Source organism: Bacillus sp. CCNWLW194, assembly GCF_037120585.1.
GTDB classification, from domain to species: Bacteria; Bacillota; Bacilli; order Bacillales; family Bacillaceae_G; genus Bacillus_A; species Bacillus_A basilensis.
Genome location: NZ_JBBBBL010000010.1, coordinates 14,287 through 29,658 on the forward strand (window position 1 = coordinate 14,287; position 15,372 = coordinate 29,658).

Annotated in this window: 16 protein-coding genes; 5 read left to right on the top strand and 11 right to left on the bottom strand. The window is 37.5% G+C overall.

Annotation, left to right across the window (positions count from 1 at the left end):
- Nucleotide 1: 1 nt before the first annotated feature.
- A complete protein-coding gene (locus V7S50_RS21520) occupies nucleotides 2–490 on the bottom strand; it encodes a zinc ribbon domain-containing protein (RefSeq protein ID WP_063221842.1) in 489 nt (162 codons plus the stop codon).
- 157 nt (nucleotides 491–647) lie between these two features.
- Here V7S50_RS21520 and V7S50_RS21525 point away from each other — a divergent pair, with 157 nt between their 5' ends.
- Entirely contained in the window at nucleotides 648–2,267 is a 1,620-nt protein-coding gene (locus V7S50_RS21525; RefSeq protein ID WP_242254296.1) for an SWIM zinc finger family protein, read from the top strand.
- Nucleotides 2,251–5,007, top strand: a complete 2,757-nt coding sequence (locus V7S50_RS21530) for a DEAD/DEAH box helicase (RefSeq protein ID WP_336376474.1) — start codon at nucleotides 2,251–2,253, stop codon at nucleotides 5,005–5,007. Before V7S50_RS21525 ends, V7S50_RS21530 begins: the two co-directional genes overlap by 17 nt.
- Before the next feature lie 24 nt (nucleotides 5,008–5,031).
- Here the strand turns inward: V7S50_RS21530 and V7S50_RS21535 are convergent, their stop codons facing one another.
- A complete protein-coding gene (locus V7S50_RS21535; protein ID WP_001080719.1) occupies nucleotides 5,032–5,517 on the bottom strand; it encodes a VanZ family protein in 486 nt (161 codons plus the stop codon).
- Between the two features lie 110 nt (nucleotides 5,518–5,627).
- Here V7S50_RS21535 and V7S50_RS21540 point away from each other — a divergent pair, with 110 nt between their 5' ends.
- Both V7S50_RS21540 and V7S50_RS21545 read left to right on the top strand, forming a co-directional pair.
- Nucleotides 5,628–5,852: a DUF1659 domain-containing protein gene (locus V7S50_RS21540; protein WP_242254292.1), complete on the top strand. Its 225-nt coding sequence runs from the start codon at nucleotides 5,628–5,630 to the stop codon at nucleotides 5,850–5,852.
- 86 nt (nucleotides 5,853–5,938) lie between these two features.
- Complete coding sequence (locus tag V7S50_RS21545) at nucleotides 5,939–6,154, top strand: DUF2922 domain-containing protein (RefSeq protein WP_242254291.1); 216 nt, start codon at nucleotides 5,939–5,941, stop codon at nucleotides 6,152–6,154.
- Between the two features lie 19 nt (nucleotides 6,155–6,173).
- On the opposite strand, the gene V7S50_RS21550 is transcribed toward V7S50_RS21545, so the two are convergent.
- The gene (locus V7S50_RS21550) at nucleotides 6,174–6,572 is read right to left on the bottom strand and encodes a DUF4359 domain-containing protein (protein WP_060632920.1); all 399 of its coding nucleotides are present in this window, start codon (nucleotides 6,570–6,572) and stop codon (nucleotides 6,174–6,176) included.
- A gap of 188 nt (nucleotides 6,573–6,760) precedes the next feature.
- On the opposite strand from V7S50_RS21550, the gene V7S50_RS21555 reads away from it, so the two are divergent.
- Nucleotides 6,761–7,267, top strand: a complete 507-nt coding sequence (locus tag V7S50_RS21555; RefSeq protein WP_242254289.1) for a competence protein ComK — start codon at nucleotides 6,761–6,763, stop codon at nucleotides 7,265–7,267.
- A gap of 55 nt (nucleotides 7,268–7,322) precedes the next feature.
- On the opposite strand, the gene V7S50_RS21560 is transcribed toward V7S50_RS21555, so the two are convergent.
- From V7S50_RS21560 to V7S50_RS21595, 8 genes are all read right to left on the bottom strand, one after another.
- Complete coding sequence (locus tag V7S50_RS21560) at nucleotides 7,323–7,793, bottom strand: sigma-70 family RNA polymerase sigma factor (protein ID WP_242254287.1); 471 nt, start codon at nucleotides 7,791–7,793, stop codon at nucleotides 7,323–7,325.
- A gap of 217 nt (nucleotides 7,794–8,010) precedes the next feature.
- On the bottom strand, nucleotides 8,011–8,712 hold the full coding sequence (locus V7S50_RS21565) for a Yip1 family protein (protein ID WP_242254285.1): 702 nt from the start codon (nucleotides 8,710–8,712) through the stop codon (nucleotides 8,011–8,013).
- A gap of 127 nt (nucleotides 8,713–8,839) precedes the next feature.
- Nucleotides 8,840–10,039, bottom strand: coding sequence for an ABC transporter permease (locus V7S50_RS21570; protein ID WP_242254283.1), 1,200 nt, complete (start codon nucleotides 10,037–10,039; stop codon nucleotides 8,840–8,842).
- The gene (locus V7S50_RS21575) at nucleotides 10,036–10,716 is read right to left on the bottom strand and encodes an ABC transporter ATP-binding protein (protein ID WP_063221853.1); all 681 of its coding nucleotides are present in this window, start codon (nucleotides 10,714–10,716) and stop codon (nucleotides 10,036–10,038) included. Before V7S50_RS21575 ends, V7S50_RS21570 begins: the two co-directional genes overlap by 4 nt.
- Nucleotides 10,713–11,906, bottom strand: coding sequence for an efflux RND transporter periplasmic adaptor subunit (locus V7S50_RS21580; RefSeq protein ID WP_242254281.1), 1,194 nt, complete (start codon nucleotides 11,904–11,906; stop codon nucleotides 10,713–10,715). Before V7S50_RS21580 ends, V7S50_RS21575 begins: the two co-directional genes overlap by 4 nt.
- Nucleotides 11,907–12,145: 239 nt before the next feature.
- The gene (locus V7S50_RS21585; protein ID WP_098557141.1) at nucleotides 12,146–13,480 is read right to left on the bottom strand and encodes an MFS transporter; all 1,335 of its coding nucleotides are present in this window, start codon (nucleotides 13,478–13,480) and stop codon (nucleotides 12,146–12,148) included.
- A gap of 19 nt (nucleotides 13,481–13,499) precedes the next feature.
- Complete coding sequence (locus V7S50_RS21590; protein WP_098557143.1) at nucleotides 13,500–14,534, bottom strand: ABC transporter substrate-binding protein; 1,035 nt, start codon at nucleotides 14,532–14,534, stop codon at nucleotides 13,500–13,502.
- Nucleotides 14,531–15,313 carry a DUF3919 family protein gene (locus V7S50_RS21595; RefSeq protein ID WP_242254279.1) on the bottom strand — a complete coding sequence of 261 codons (783 nt, stop codon included), beginning with the start codon at nucleotides 15,311–15,313 and terminating at the stop codon, nucleotides 14,531–14,533. Before V7S50_RS21595 ends, V7S50_RS21590 begins: the two co-directional genes overlap by 4 nt.
- Between the last annotated feature and the right edge of the window lie 59 nt (nucleotides 15,314–15,372).

Consider the following 15,372-nt stretch of genomic DNA (forward strand, 5'->3'; position numbering starts at 1 on the left):
CTCACTCCTTACTTTGCTTCATACCACAAACTGGACAGAATGTAGCCTCTGTTGCAATTTGTTCACCACATGAAGTACATGACCCATTTTCAGCATCTTTTGATTGAAGGAGTAACTCATTTTCTTTTCCACACTGTCCACAAAATTTATCATTTAATGATAATGGGCCGCCACAGCTACATTGCCCTTTCTGTCCTTGATTCTGTAAATTAGCTATTTGCTTACGCGTGTTATAAATAGCAACATCCAGCTCTTGTACTGGTTCTATAATATTTTTTAACACATCTACTCGAACTTCATCATTGCGGAGTTGCATATATGCCGTTTGACCAAGTTCCAGCAAAATTTCAGTTTTCGCCTGTAGTTTCTCTTGCGTAATTTTCTTTAATTGCGCAACCTCTTGAGCTACTTGTAATTTCATCTTCCCTTGCTCGATTCCCTCTTGCAATTTGTTCATACCGCTACCAAACTTTGATTGTAAATCTGACAAAATTTAATCCCTCCATAAATATATAGTAATATACGAAATTAACATTTTATATATTACCATGATTTTCAAGTAATGTAATCCAAATTTCATTTTTTCTGTTTTGAGCATTTTTTGTTTATAATGGTAAAGGAAAGAAATATGTGTACGGAGGAATATTATGCTGCAACACTCGATTACGAAAGATGAAATTATGATGATTGCGAATGAGTTCGTTCAAGGACTAGATCCACAGCAAACAGCTGATCAGGAACATGTCGCTACAGCTCGGCACCTATATCGTAGTGGTGTTGTCTACAACGTTGACTTTGATGGTTATACGCTATCAGGAACTGTAGATGCTGAAGGCAGCGTATATAGCGTCCATATCCCGATTCGTAACGTCGCTGAAAGCTATTGCGATTGCTTCGCACCAACGCAATGTGAGCATATGCTCGCTGTATTATTGTCTGCAGCGTCTAGTTTTGGGCAAGTAGGAGATGTATTAACTTTATTCAAAAATAATACAAAACCTTCCCTTCCTCCTATTCGAACTGCAAGACAAGTATTGCAATCATCAGCTTTTGAGGAAAGCGATTATAAAAGTTGGCAATCCTATTTTGATAACGAATATGAATCATTTAAAAAAGAACAAGCTCGGCTTACTTATAAACAAATGTATTTTCTTATGAGTATTTTTACAGACTTCTATACGAAACTCGAACGGAAAGCTCCGCGTATCATTGCGATACATGAGTTGTTCAGGCTACATGCAGCGCTTTATTGCTTTCAAAAATTATTAGAAGAAATTCAGGACTTTGAAGCAAATAAAACGTATTCTTATCATCAGCCTGTCAATGTCGTTCGCCTATTTGTAGATAAAGTGGAATCCATCGTTCGGGACTTACAATCAGAAGCGATTCCTTCAGAGTCTGAATCAATTTTGCAAGAAACAGCTCGTCTCGTTCACGAAGTATTCTTCTCCACTGACGCCTATACGCAAGAGAGATTTTTTATTTATCGTCACATATGGAGTGAACTCTTACAGAATAAAGAGCAACTGCACGAAGAAGAAAAACGAATCGATACGAAAATCAATCCACTTTCCAAAGCATTAGCATCTTCTCATCTACTCTTTTTAAATGACGAAGATTTACTAGCGATGGACTTACTCAAAAAACAGCCTGCTTCTGTTGTAAGTTTGTACTTCTATTGGTTAGAAGAGCTATTAAATACAATGCAATGGGATCGTGCGAAAAACTGGCTTTCCTTTACGTATAAACAAGTAAAGAAAACGATACATGAGTACGAAAATACTGTTTTTATCAAAGATATCGTTCGCTTATTTGTAAACATGTATGAAACATATGCAACCCATACAAACGAACAAGCCGGATTCGAAATGATATTGCAAGAGCTATTACCATATAGTTTCGCAAACTATGAACAATACGTACTCGCGAAAAAACAGTATCGTACATGGGCAGAACTCCATCTCTTACATGGGTTTGAAGCAATTGAAATTTTGAAAGAGCCGCTGAAAGATATTGAAAAGGAAGCGCCAGAAGCGGCACTCCCTCTTTATCACCTTGCTGCTACTGAGGCCATTGAAGAGCGAAATCGCAAATCATATAGACGTGCAGTTCGTTACTTAAAGAAATTACGTACATTATATAAACGATTAAAGCGCACCGATGAATGGGATGCTTTCATTATTCACATCGCAAACTTACATTCACGTCTACGTGCACTACAAGAGGAATTACGGAAAGGAAAATTAATCGATGATCAATCAAACTGAAGTAACAATTAGGCTCCAGCACGTTAGTCAAGGTTGGTTCCTTTGGGGAGAAGATGACAGCGGTACTCCATTATCCGTAACAAGCTGGAAACGAAATGCATTTACATGGCACTCTACTTCCTTCTACGGTACATTTCTAAAAGAAGCAACCTTTGAAGGAAAACAAGGTGTTATACTAACAAACGCACAAGCATTTGAATACATCGCGAATAAACCGATGAACTCCTTTGCCCATATTCAAATGAACGGTCCTATTACAGCACTTACGAAAGATGCAAATGAATTATGGGATGCCTTCGTCAGCGGTAGCTTCGTACCCGATATGGAGGGTTGGCCCAAACAACCATCTTGGAAAGTTCAACATACACCGATTGAAGATGACACATTAGCATCTCTTTTCTCATCCGCGGTAAATGAAAGCATATTACAAGATAACCGTTCGAACGACGGATGGGAAGATGCAAAGAGACTTTATGAACATTACGACTTTACGAAAAGACAATTGGACGCAGCACTACATGAAGAAGATTGGCTTCGAAAAATTGGTTACATTGAAGATGACCTTCCCTTTACAATTGGCCTAAGGCTACAAGAGCCGCAAGAAGAATTTGAAATGTGGAAGCTTGAAACAATTGTTACACCAAAGCGCGGGGCTCATCGCATATATGTATATGAGAGGATCGATTCTTTGCCAAAACGATGGCACGATTATGAGGAACGTATTCTTGAAACACAAGAAGGCTTCAGTAGACTTGTACCGTGGTTAAAAGACGGTGATACATTCCGAAGTGAACTCTTTGAAACAGAAGCATGGAACTTCTTAACAGAAGCAAGTAACGAATTACTTGCCGCAGGTATTACGATTTTATTACCATCGTGGTGGCAAAATTTAAAAGCGACAAAACCAAAATTACGTGTGCAGCTGAAGCAAAATGCCACACAAACGCAATCTTTCTTCGGCATGAATACACTCGTTAATTTTGACTGGCGCATTTCAACGAACGGCATTGATTTATCAGAAAGCGAATTTTTCGAACTCGTTGAACAAAACAAACGGTTATTCAATATAAATGGTCAATGGATGAGACTAGATCCAGCCTTTATTGAAGAAGTACGAAAGCTCATGAACCGCGCCGATAAGTATGGACTCGAAATGAAAGATGTCCTTCAGCAACATTTATCAAACACTGCTGAAACAGAAATTGTAGAAGAGGATAGTCCGTTTACCGATATTGAAATTGAACTAGATGGATATTATGAAGATCTATTCCAAAAATTATTGCACATTGGAGATATTCCAAAAGTAGATGTCCCTTCTTCACTAAATGCAACACTCCGTCCGTATCAACAACATGGCATTGAGTGGTTATTATATTTAAGGAAGCTTGGGTTCGGCGCATTATTAGCTGACGATATGGGGCTTGGAAAAAGTATTCAAACGATCACTTACTTACTATATATAAAAGAGAACAACCTCCAAACAGGTCCTGCCTTAATCGTGGCACCGACGTCTGTTCTTGGAAATTGGCAAAAAGAATTTGAACGTTTCGCACCAAATTTACGTGTTCAGTTACATTATGGAAGTAACCGAGCGAAAGGCGAATCATTTAAAGACTTCCTTCAATCAGCAGATGTTGTATTAACATCTTATGCATTGGCTCAGCTTGATGAAGAAGAACTTAGTACGTTATGCTGGGATGCTGTTATTTTGGATGAAGCGCAAAATATTAAAAACCCACATACGAAACAGTCAAAAGCAGTGCGAAACTTGCCAGCTAATCACAAAATCGCTTTAACCGGTACACCGATGGAAAACCGACTTGCCGAGCTTTGGTCTATTTTCGACTTCATTAATCACGGATATCTCGGCAGCTTAGGACAATTCCAGCGCCGCTTCGTCTCACCGATTGAAAAAGATCGAGACGAAGGAAAAATCCAACAAGTTCAACGTTTTATCTCACCATTTTTACTGCGACGAACGAAAAAGGATCAAACAGTCGCACTAAACTTACCAGATAAACAAGAACAGAAAGCTTACTGTCCACTTACCGGTGAACAAGCTTCCTTATATGAACAACTTGTTCAAGATACATTGCAAAATGTAGAAGGATTAAGCGGGATTGAACGACGCGGATTTATATTACTAATGCTGAACAAACTTAAACAAATTTGTAACCATCCCGCTCTTTATTTAAAAGAAGCAGAACCAAAAGACATCATCGAACGTTCCATGAAAACGAGCACACTAATGGAACTAATTGAAAATATAAAAGATCAAAATGAAAGTTGCTTAATCTTCACACAATACATTGGTATGGGGAACATGCTAAAAAATGTATTAGAAGAACATTTCGGTCAGCGCGTCCTCTTCTTAAACGGTAGCGTACCGAAGAAAGAACGTGACAAAATGATCGAGCAGTTCCAAAACGGAACGTATGACATTTTCATCTTATCGTTAAAAGCAGGCGGAACTGGCTTAAACTTAACAGCGGCCAACCATGTCATTCACTACGACCGTTGGTGGAATCCAGCTGTAGAAAACCAAGCAACAGACCGCGCATATCGTATTGGTCAAAAGCGCTTCGTACACGTTCATAAACTTATTACAACAGGGACACTCGAAGAGAAAATTGATGAAATGTTAGAGAGAAAACAATCACTAAATAACGCTGTCATTACAAGCGATAGTTGGATGACCGAACTATCTACAGATGAACTAAAAGAATTGCTTGGTGTATAAACAAAAGGAGCTAATCTCAAAAGATTAGCTCCTTTTTCTATTCCAAAACCAATTACTTATTATAATCCCTGTTAATCCGCCGCACGTATCCAGTAATGAATCTTGCCACATCGGTGTACGATCTCCCGTAGTCCATTGATGAATTTCATCAAATGTTGCATATCCTGCAACGAAAAGGAGAGCGTATATAAAACACCTTTTTCTCGAATAACCTAATCGATAAAAAGCGTAATACGTCAATGAACCGAGCATAAAGAACACCATAAAATGAGCACCTTTACGAAGGAAAAACTCAATAAATCCGCCTACACCTTTATTTGCAATGCTAACAGGTGTACCACCGCCGTAATCGATAGATACCCATGAAAAATGCTCTTTCACAAACTCCACATTTACATATTGTTCAATATCCGAACGCATATCCTGCTTTTTATATGGTTGTGCCGAGGAATAAAAAATCAGCCCCATCCATAGTAAAACAGGAATCCAAAATAACCATTTACGATTCATTCTTCCGAAACCCCTCTCTTAGTCTTTTAAGAGTACCAAAAAAAAGAATACATTTCACGCCAAAACATGACATTCACGCCCTATTTATATAGTGAAAGGGGGTGATAAACATGGCAGTCGAAACAATCGTAATGGATTTAACTTTACGTCTTGTCTTAAACAATGGATTAGATAAGAACGGAAAAACAGTTTTTAAGAACAAACAATTTAAGCGCGTAAAAACAAACGCAAACTTAGAGCAAGTACAAAACGTAGCACGTGCCCTTGCTTCCTTACAAGCATTACCACTTCACGCTGTACAACTTGTTAGCACATCAGATCTTTCTAGCCTATAAGATGAAACTTTAATTAGTGGGGGTTCATCCCCTCTGATTGTTAGCCAACACTAACAGCTGGATAAATAAAAAGGAGGAAATAAAGCATGCAAGTACTAGAATTAATTTTCGCGAAAGAAGATGGAAAAACCGTTGTTTTTTCTATCGAGAACCCCATCACACCCGTCGATGCACAAGTCGTAAATCAAGTAATGGATACCATCCTTGCCTCATCTGTATTTTCATCAATGAATGAAAATACCCGAAAAAAAGGCGCTCGTCTTGTAGAAAGGAATGTATCTGAAGTTCCAATTAACTTATAAACAAAAAGACGAATCTGCATCATTTTGCAGATTCGTCTTTTTTCTTCGGCATTTCAATTGGGATAAAGATTTTTGAAAACCCGACGCATACATATTTATAGTGTTCTCCGCCTATATCAAATTCAGTCTTATAAGTTGAGAAGAATATATAATCATCTCGCTTCGTATAATGATCGATTAATAACCCAACTTGCGGCTCAACATATTTTTTCGCCAACTTCTTACCAGCCGATGCTAAATCGCCAAGAAGACCCTCTTCATTTTCTTTTTGAACTTCGTCTAGCTTCTTACTCACATCATTACGTTTCATAAACTGCTTCGCTGCCCAGTCCGTATATTCACCTTTACTCGGGTTACTATTTGCTAAATATACTAGAAGAACAACAACTAGAGCCATAACAATATACCTTTTCTTCATACTATCTCACCGCCTACTCTTTTCTATTTTCATATATATGTACAAGCGATGCAAATTAGAAAGACTATCATCTATTGATTGTAAACGAATAGCCAAAATTTACAATACGAAACAAAAGATTAATATTCATTTTACTTAATTCGTATATAATGATATTAATAATATTTTATAAGGGAGGACTCAGAGTTATGAAAGACGAAAATGATATTTTTATTTCTAATTCTACAATGATGTTAGAGCCTTACAAGCACCCTTATTATCACACAAAAGTTATTGACAGTAGTGGGAACCATTTTTACTCCTGTCAAACTGCTCTTCAACTCATCAAGCAATCTTGCCTAACCAATGTTCATTCTACTTATCAAGGCAGACGTAATGCAGTTCAAACAAACTTTAAATTCAAACAGAATGCCCCAATTCCAATTAATCATAGAGAATATATTTGTGCTTTCCCAACAGAATCTCCTTCATCTCCAGACTGTATATGGCTATTTTATAACCATATATATGATATAGAGTTTTTCGAAAAGAGTAAAAAAACTACCATTCATTTTTCAAATGGTACCACTACAACAATACATATCAGTCCCCATAAGCTAAAACAACAATTATTAAAAGCTGGATACCTATTATCACGTATGAACATGCAAGATTCACTACAATTCAAAAACCTCTTATTACATTTACTACCTTAACAAAATAAGTAGAATGGAAAGCAATATCCCTTGCCTTCCATTCTTATGATACTATTTATCCTCTCAAGCTATTTCGCATTTTTTCAAGCGCCTGCCGGTATATCCACCTCACTTGATAATAGGTCATCTCTGTCTCTAAAGCGATTTCCCCCATCGTCTTTCCTACAAAAAAACGTTCAAAAATAATATACTTCTCCTTCTCATCTAATACACTCATAAAATCCTTCACTTTCATTGCAATATCTTCAAAATGAAAGATATCCTCATACTCTCCTACACATACACACTTTTCTCGCACTGTGAACTCTTTTTTCAACCTCTCCAATATATAACCACGTACCGTTACAACTGCATATGCAGGAAAGCTCCCTTTCTCCGCATCAAACTTTTCATACGCATGCCAAAGACCGATTAACCCACATTGATAATACTCTTCATAATCTTGATAAATACCTAGCTTCTTTATTTGATTCACAATCATACCTTCATACAAAACAACTGTCTCTGTAAAAGTCGCTGGCTTCACACAGTACCCGTTTCTAAAAGGTATACCTTTCTAGTATTCCGCGGTACCTTCACAATATAAAAATAAAGAAAGGATTTCACTGTGAGTAATTTCAAATACTACCGCTGAAATTTGAAATTACATGAAGTAGAATTTGAAATTCTGCTGGTGGTATTTGAAATAAGGGTAAAAATAAAAAAGGTGACTCTGAGGAGAGCCACCTTTTAGTCCAATCATATTATACCGGCAAACCTGGTAAAAACTTTGCCATCAATACAACAATCGCAGCTAAGAATACTGCCTTAATAATGAATAAAACGATAATTGGAATAGCTGCTTTCACTTTACTTAATCCTGCTATAACTTGTAATCCTAACCAAATTAAAACTAAATTCCATAAATAGAACACTTCAATTGAATTAGCGATTCCATATGCAAGTGAGCCTTTCTCAAATAACGGACCTAAACTTGTATACGCAGTTGGTGCAGCACCTAAAATTAAAGCTATAATACCATTAATGAGTCCACCAATAATAACAATAATATCCGCGTATACAATAATCATTACTATTTTTTTATAAGAAGTATCATTCCCGTAAAACATCATAAACACTTTATAAATAGCTGCAACAACTAATGTCGCAATCATAACACCTACTATTCCCCATATCGTACTAGAAATTACATCTGATACAAGCGAACCCTGCTCTGCAAGTGCACCACCTAATTTCTTTTGCATTTCAATCATCTCAGGTGATGTATACGTAATATACGAATTTAAACCACCTACAAGTCCTTGTAATAGCGCCACTATGAAGAACATACCCCAAACTTTCTCAGTCGTCTTCATTCTCTCAAACTGTAAACCAGGAGAAGTAATCATTCCAAACAACGATGGCTTCTCTCCGCCAGCTTTTTGTGTATTCACATTTGCTTCCATTATAACGCCTCCTTCTATTTATATAACCCGTTCTAACGGGCGGTTCACTTCCTCACATAGAGGCTACGAACCGCCCACTAGAACGGTAATTTGCAGTCGAGAGCCCCCCTCTCTACTACACTACTACTTACTCATAACGTAACGCTTCAATTGGATCTAATTTCGCAGCTTTGTTTGCTGGAATTAATCCGAAAATAATACCAAGTGTCATAGAGAACAGTACGCCTCCAACGACAACTTCCCATGAAACGAGTGGTGGCCATTTTGCGAATGTGGAAACGATATATGCCCCGCCATATCCAAGACCAATTCCAATTAAACCACCTAGAAGCGTTAACATAACTGCTTCAATTAAAAACTGTAATAAAATTTTACTACGCGTTGCTCCAAGCGCTTTACGTACTCCAATTTCACGCGTACGTTCTGTTACAGATACGAGCATAATGTTCATAACACCAATACCACCAACGACTAGTGAAATACCAGCAATGCCACCAATGATCATTGTCATAATACCTGTCATCTTTGAAATACCTTCTTGAAGTTCTTTTAAATTCATAACTTCGTACTTACCAGTTGCATCACTTGGTTTACGACTGTTTAAGACATCTGCAGCTTTTTTACCTGCGTTTTCTAAGTTATCTACATTTTTTGCTTGAACAGAAATATTTTGAATTTCATCTTTTCCATACAGTGTCGGCCATAATGAAATTGGAATTAATGCTTCTGATGGTCCCATTCCCATAAACTCGTTATCTGATTTGTAGACACCGATAATTTGCATCGGTTGACCCTTCATTTCAATAATTTTACCGACTGGATTAGCATCCTTAAATACCTTTTCTTCCATTTGTTTACTAATCATGACAACGTTATTACCTTGATCCACATCTGATTCTTGTAAAGAACGTCCCCTTAACAACTTTACCTTATTTACTGAAAAATACTCATTGTCTAATCCAGTAATACTCACCATTTCTATTTTATCTTCAATATCAAGTGGTTCCATACTTGAATTTGTTGTTACAACATGTGAGATTTCTGGAATTTTTTTAATTTCAAAAATATCTTCTTCAGTTATTTTCGGTGCTTCTACCATCCCCATGCCAAAAGGATCATTCATATCAGCACTATAATGAATTGGAACCGTTTGATTACCTGACCCAACAAATTGAGATTTCAGTGCAGCTTCCCCGCCTTGCCCAATCGCAACGACGGTAATAATAGAGCCTACACCGATAATAATCCCAAGCATCGTCAAAGCCGAGCGCAGTTTATGAGCTAAAATAGACGATAAGGCAATTTTCATACTATCTAGTAAACTCATACCGCACACCTTCTATCTTCTGTAATTTTCCCGTCTCGTAGTACAATGCGGCGGGAAGAATACGCTGCTACTTCCTCTTCATGCGTAACCATAACAATCGTCGTACCTTCTGCATTAAGCTTCGTGAAAATATCCATAACTTGCTCACCAGACTTCGTATCAAGCGCACCAGTCGGCTCATCGGCCATAATGAACGTTGGATTATTCGCAATCGCCCTTGCAATCGCAACACGCTGCTTCTGTCCACCTGATAATTCGTTTGGCAAATGATGCACACGGTCCGCTAATCCGACTTTACCTAACGCCTCTAAAGCACGCTTGCGACGCTCTGCCTTCTTCACGCCGCCGTATACGAGCGGAAGTTCAACATTTTCTACTGCCGAAAGACGCGGAAGCAAGTTAAAATGCTGAAACACAAAACCGATATATTCATTACGAATTAAAGCAAGCTTTGACTCGTCTGCTGTTAAGATATTCACATCATTCAGCATATATTCGCCTTCTGTTGGACGATCTAAACAACCGATAATATTCATAAGCGTTGATTTACCAGAACCAGATGGTCCCATAATCGAAACGAACTCGCCGCCTTGAATCGTTAAACTAATACCGTGCAAAATCGGCACTGCCAATTTTCCTTGATAATACGTTTTAGCAATATGATTTAACGTGATCATTTCTCTTTCACTTCCATTCCGTCATACACATCGTCGGAAGGATTTTTAACCACCTTTTGCCCCACTGTTACGCCTTCTACAACCTCTGTCCAGTCTCCATCAGTAGAACCTTTTTTCACATTTTGTTTACGAAGCTTTCCTTTATCCTCAACATAAACAAATGCATCATCATCTTTTTCTACAATGCTCTTAGTCGGAACGGCAACCATCGTCTTATTCTCTAAATTTACTTGCAGAGAAACGTGATAACCTGGAGATAAACCATCTTGACTATCAAGGCTTGCTTTATATGTATATTGAGACATATTTTGAGTCGATTCACCCATACCACCAGCTTGAGCCATCTCTGCACTCGTTGGGAATTCACTTACCTCTGTAATCTTACCTGTCCACTTCTTCTTATTATTTGCTTTCGCAGTTACAGTAAATGTTTGATCCTTTTGAATTTGTGACTTTTGAAGTTCGGTTAACGTTCCTTGAACTTGGAACGGATCTTTAGAAGCCACTTGTAAGAAGGCTTTCCCTTGACCACCTAACGCTTGAGATGAACTTTGCGCCGCATCTTTATCTAACTTTTGAACAACACCAGCAAAATTACTATAAATCGTAAGCTCTTTCTGCTTTTTACTTAACTCTTCTTTCTGCAACTTCCCTTTTTCTTTCTCCAGATCAGTTGTCTTTTGCGCCATCTCTAATTCACTTACTTGCTCTTCCATCGGATCTGTTACTTCTTTCCCAGCTCCGCCATCTTTCGCCTTCTTAATTTCTTTCTTCAACGAATCAATCTTCTTCTTCCCTTGATCATAACGCATATCTGCCATCTTCTGATCAAGCTCAGCTTGCTTCATTTGAAGATTAATCTCTTCATTATCATAAGAGAATAACTTCGTACCTTTCTCTACCTCTTGTCCTTCTTTTACCTCAATATCTTTCACTTTTCCTTTAGTCGGATCCGCATAAAAACTTTCGATATTCCCAGGTTTCACCTGACCAGAAATTAACTTCGTATTATTCAGCTTTCGCTCTGTTACTTTCTCAAAACTTACAGCATCAGCAGATGTTGATGCTCCCTTTTTCTTGCCTTGCATAATAAAAATATTAACTGCTGCTACAATAACAATTAGTGCAATAACCCCGATAATAATCCATTTCTTCTTCTTGTTTGGAGTACGAACCGTATTTGGTACCATAGTCTCTCTCCTTTTTATAACTTAATAGTTTAATATAAAAATTGTATAAAACTTTCTGAAAATGAATTACATATTATTACATTATTTTTACAAAGTTTTACACATCCATTTATATTGTAACAAAAATTCCAATGATTAGAAATATGACATATTGTCTTTTAAGCTAGATTTAAGGAAAGATTATATTATATAGAAAAAGCCATCCAAAATGATAATTGGATAGCTTTTCAAACAAAATATTACGCCGCTTTAGGAGCTTTGCTCTCGTGTCCACGTTGAACGATGAACAAGAAGATCGTTGATAAAATGGCACCTGTTAATAGTAAGATAAAGCAGCCATCCCAGCCAGAACGATCAACAATAACACCGATTGCTGCGTTTGCTACAAGACTTCCGCCTACATAACCGAACAGACCACACATACCAACTGTCGTACCTACTGCAAATTTCGGTACTAATTCCATCGCACTTAAACCGATTAAGAACTGTGGTACATAAATTAAACAACCGATAATAGAAACTGCAATACTTACAACAAGTACGCTAGTTGCTTGCCAATATATAAACGTACCAATAACAACTCCAACCATACTAATGATACATAATGGCATACGTTTTCCTTTAAATAATTTATCACTTAAAAAACCAACGATTAATGAACTTGGAATTGCCATACCTTCAAAGATTGCGTACGCCGCGTGTGCTTCATTTTTTGAGAAGCCTTTAACTGTCGTTAAATAAAGTGGAACCCAGTTAATAACACCGAAACGAATTAAATAAACAAATGCATTTGCAATACATAAGAACCATACAAATTTATTTTTCACTACATATTTCATTAAAATTTCTTTTGGTGACATCTTGTTAGCATTATCTGCTTTTTCAAGGTTTTCATAATCATTACGATACTCATCAATTGGAGGAAGACCTTCTGATTCTGGTGTATCCTTCGCATTAATCCAAACAAGAACTGAAATTACCATTGCGATAATTGCAGGGAATATAAACACGCCGCCTTGCCAATGATTTTCACCAAAAATACCAACACCAATTCCAACTAATGGTGGCACAAGCATTCCACCAACGTTATGTGAAATATTCCAAAGGCCTGTTTTCGTACCGCGTTCTTTCTTTGAGAACCATTTCGTCATAACGATACTACAAGGTGGTGCTCCCATACCTTGTACAATACCGTTAAGAACAAGTAATGTAACAATCATCCCAAAGGATGAAGCAAAACCGAAACAAATATTTACAAGCCCTGATAGGAATAAACCGACTGCGATAAAGCGCTGGGCGAAAGCTTTATCTGACAAATTCCCCATAAAGAACTTACTAAACCCATAAACAATTGCCATTACTGAGCCTAGTAGACCAATTTCAGCTGTACTAAAACCATATTCTTGTACTAAATACGTACTTGATAACGTAAAGTTACTACGAACTAAATAATAAGCAGCGTACCCAACTGAAATTCCGATTAACACACGAATACGTAGTAATCGATATACACGGTCGATCATATCCGCTGGCAATCTCTCAATTGCAGGTGCTGGCTTGAGCCATTTAAACATATTCTTTCGTCTCCTTTTCTCACTTCTGAGAGAGACGCTGTCTATTCCAGATCTCGATTATTCCGCTATTTGATATATTTTGGTTCGTTCTTCTAACCGGCTGCCCTTCTATTTCTTTCTCATTCTTCGCAAACATCGTTGGTACGCCAAACGAAACTTTTTCTAAAATGTGACCCGCTTCTTCTGATAAACAATAATCAATAAATAAATCTGCAATAATACCATTCGGTGCACGTTTTAGTTTCGAAATCGCATTAACAGATAATCCTGTTTGCTCAGGTTCGTTACTTAAAATAGGAAAGCCTTGTTTTTGAAGCATTCTCTGATCTCCCATGAAATTGATGCCTATCATATATTCACCACTCGCAACAAGTTCTGCTGGTATGTAACCATTCACCGTTACTTCTCCAACTTGTCCTGCAAGGTTCTTAACATATTCCTTCGCTTCCCCTTCACCTAAAGTATCAATAAGTGATTGAAAAAACGTATATGCTGTACCTGAAACATTTGGATCCGGCATAACAATCTTTCCCTTATATACTGGATTTAACAAGTCTTTCCACCTTGATGGATAGGGAAGTCCGAGCGGCGCTATTTCTTCATTCCACCGCTCTTTATTAAGAGCAATTGCCAGCTTCTCCACCTCATAACCGTACCAATAACCGTCTTTATCTTTAACAGTTTTTGAAATACGATTCGCATGCTGACTCGTAACAGGAATAGATAGATTTTTTTGCTTCATCATTTGATGCGCGTCTACCGTACCGCCAATAATAATATCGGCTTTCGGATTTCCAGCTTCCTCTTCTACCCTCCGAAGAAGCTCCTCTGTCGAAAGACGAATAAATTCATACGTACAGCCGCGCGGTTTACAAAATGATGAAAGCAAGGCTTCCCCAACTTCCTCACGGGCTGCTACATACGCAACGAGATGACGATCATCCAAAATAGGGAGACCACTTTTATTATATTTAATAGAGGTTGTATCTCGAGAGCAACTAGACATCGCTCCTCCAATTACTAGCAAAAAGAAGAAAAAGGCTATCTTTCTCATGACACATTCTCCTTTACAAATAAATTTGCGAGGGAGCTTTTCATATACATGACATTCCCATTATTATCACCGAGATATTGCACAACAAAATAAGACGGATACACAGAAATAGTAAGAATGTCTTCACGTTCATTCTTTATACGCTTACCTATTTTATAAGCGGTAATATAAGCAATCGGTTCATTCTGTGATTGTAATAATTTCTGTATTTCTCCGTAATCTGTAATTTGCTTTGCGTACCGAATCGAATCAAGTATGTGCGTAAGATTCATCGCACGTTCTACATCACCTTGGCGTACTATGACATCCTGTGCTGACGCAAAAAAGTCACTAATACGCTCTGGTGTGTAATACAGGCTTAACAAATACGTTTGAAATGCTGAAATCATTGGATCCGTACCATTCTTTCCGTACATATCAGCCCCGTACTGGAACAAGTCACCTACTGCAAAAGTACGTTTATGTCCGTTCAAGTACGTTACTTCTCCAGTAAATACTTGTTCTTGAATCTTAGCTTCTCTCGGGTTTATTTGAATTTGGTCAAAGAATGAAACAATCGTATGCAAACGAACTTCATCCGTTATAACAATTTCTCCCCACTTTTCATGCCTAACCTTCATTTCAGTAGGCAGGGATTCATTCACTCTTTGTAAAACAGTTTGTTTGTCATTCACTATTGTGATTCGATTATATATTTGCTTCTCCATCACATAAAACAAAATAAGAGAAACGATTATACAAAGGACAAACATAAGGATTTGAAATGATAGCCTTTTCATTTCTGCCTACCTCCAAGATAAAAAAACGTTGTTTCGAAAATACCGCATAATTGTTTCAT